Origin of the sequence: Acinetobacter sp. UBA2063 (assembly GCF_002333245.1) — a bacterium.
Taxonomy (GTDB): Bacteria; Pseudomonadota; Gammaproteobacteria; order Pseudomonadales; family Moraxellaceae; genus Acinetobacter; species Acinetobacter parvus.
The window spans coordinates 1-2,508 of sequence record NZ_DDAH01000121.1; the positions used below are offsets into that span (position 1 = coordinate 1).

A 2,508-nucleotide genomic window follows, 5' to 3' on the forward strand; every position below is an offset into this window, starting at 1 on the left:
TTTACGGCTATTCGGATAAAACCAGAATAAGGTAGATCATCGCATTAAATTTTGGAATAATTCCACCACAAGCGTTCATTGGGTCATATCCAGATTCACAATGATGCTTAAAATTCGTTTTGATAAAAACTATTTTCAAGGAATCTAATTAGGTAAAATTAAGGGTAATCTGCTAGTCTAGAGCCAATAAAATAGGTTCAAATTACTTTCCAATACAGAATGAACCAAAAATCTTTCCGAGTAAATCATCAGCACTGAAATCACCAGTGATTTCGCCCAACGCATTTTGAGCCAGTCGCAATGATTCTGCGACCAATTCACCTGCATTAAACACAACTAACTGCTCACGTGCTTCTGCAAGATAGCGCTGAGTACGCTTCATTGCATCTAAATGACGTGTTCGGGCGATAAAGGTGTCTTCTTCAGGCTGGAAGCCCGCATGCGCTGTAATCGCCTCTATGAGTGCCTGAACCCCCATATCTTGTTTTGCGGAGACACTGATATGACGGAAGCCTTGATAATCACGTAATGTGGCATCTTGCCCCGTTAAATCGCATTTATTGCCAATCAATAGCAAACGTTTTGGCTCAAGATGCTCTGAAAAATATTCATGCGCTAATTGCAATGGCTCATCACCTTGATTCAAGTCATACACCAACAGCAATAAATCCGCCTGTTCAATTTCCTTGATCGCACGACGAATCCCTTCCTGCTCGACAATATCGCCCGTTTCACGTAAACCAGCAGTGTCAGTTAGGGTGATCGGCAAACCATTCAAACTGATCTTTTCATGCAGCACATCTCGGGTGGTGCCTGCAATATCCGTCACAATAGCACGTTCATGGCCCGCCAGTGCGTTTAACAGGCTCGATTTACCCGCATTTGGTTTACCCGCAATTACCACCTGTAAACCTTCACGTAATAGCTGTCCTTGACGAGCAGACTGCTGTACCGCTTGAACTGAGTCCTGTACCTCATCCAACAAAGCCAAAATCTTGCCATCAGCAAGGAAATCAATTTCTTCTTCAGGGAAATCAATCGCAGCTTCAACATGCAAACGTAAGTGAATGAGTTTTTCTAAAACTGTATTAATTTTGGTTGAGAATACACCTTGCAAAGAGCGAACGGCAGAACGTGCTGCCGCCTGTGAAGTGGCATCAATCAAATCGGCAATTGCTTCTGCTTGTACTAAATCCATTTTGCCATTTTCAAAGGCACGCATAGAAAACTCACCCGCTTTTGCAGCACTCGCGCCCAGATCGAGCAAACGTGCCAGCAAAGCATTTTGGATAACAGGACCACCATGCCCCTGTAATTCCACCACATCTTCGCCCGTAAACGAATGGGGATTAGGAAAACACAACACAATCCCTTCATCCATCACTGAGCCATCGGCATCACAAAACTGACGGAAACCTGCCATACGTGGAGCAGGTAATTGTTTATGGGTCAACTGTTCTGCAATCGCATAAGCTTTTGGTCCAGAAAGTCGAATCACGCCCACACCACCACGACCTAATGGGGTAGCTATCGCAGCAATTGTGGTTTGATGTTGCATGTTAAATTCACCTAAAAAACACAAGGGTTATGAAACAGGAACCCTAAATACAGACAAAGAAAAATCCGCCCAAGATTACCATCTTAAGCGGATTTATTCAGTAAAAGTTCGGACTTAAGCGCTCGGCTCAACCTTGTTGAGACGGTCTTTTTCGACGCTTTTGTTAATAAACCATTGTTGCAAAATGGTAATACTATTGTTGACGATCCAGTAAAGCACTAAGCCCGCAGGGAAGAACAACATGAATACCGTAAACATGATTGGCATGATACGGAATACTTTTGCCTGCATTGGATCCGTTGGTTGTGGGTTAAGCATCTGCTGAACATACATGGTGACACCCATGATCAACGGCAAGATAAACCATGGATCCATCGCAGATAAATCTTGAATCCAACCTAACCACGGTGCATGACGCAGTTCAACCGATTCCATCAATACCCAATACAAGGCTAGGAAAATTGGCATTTGCAATAGCAATGGCAAGCAACCAGACAGAGGGTTAACCTGTTCACGCTTATAGAGCGCCATCATTTCTTGTGAGAAACGCATGCGGTCTTCACCAAATTCTTCTTTCATGCGTTGCATTTCTGGTGCAATCACACGCATTTTCGCCATCGAACGATAACTTTTTGAAGAAAGTGGCCATAAAATCAACTTCACCAAGATCGTCAATAAGATAATTGACCAGCCCCAGTTACCAATAATGTTATGGAAGAATTGCAAGCCCAAGAACAATAATTTCGCAATTGGCCATAACCAACCGTAATCAACAGTTTGGTTTAAACCAGCAGCCAAGTCTTTGAGTTCAGATTGGATTTTTGGACCTGAATACAGTTTAGCATCCACTTCCATTGAAGTACCTGCAGGTACATTGATCACTGGAGAGGTGAAGCCTATGATATTCATGCCGTTCGTAGACTGACGTGACTCTAATTTTGCATTATATG

The 2,508-nt window shown here is 43.1% G+C and carries 2 protein-coding genes; both read right to left on the reverse strand.

Annotated features, from left to right (window positions below):
• Positions 1 to 202: 202 nt before the first annotated feature.
• Positions 203 to 1,558 (reverse strand): tRNA uridine-5-carboxymethylaminomethyl(34) synthesis GTPase MnmE, encoded by a 1,356-nt coding sequence (mnmE, locus tag B4H32_RS05300; RefSeq protein ID WP_004683886.1) that lies wholly within the window; start codon positions 1,556 to 1,558, stop codon positions 203 to 205.
• Positions 1,559 to 1,672: 114 nt separating this feature from the next.
• On the reverse strand, positions 1,673 to 2,508 hold an 836-nt coding region (gene yidC / locus B4H32_RS05305), incomplete at its 5' end, for a membrane protein insertase YidC (RefSeq protein WP_286800570.1).

What these genes read in the sequence shown, in the direction of transcription:
- mnmE (WP_004683886.1), bottom strand. Translation starts at nt 1,558, where the DNA reads ATGCAACATCAAACCACAATTGCTGCGATAGCTACCCCATTAGGTCGT.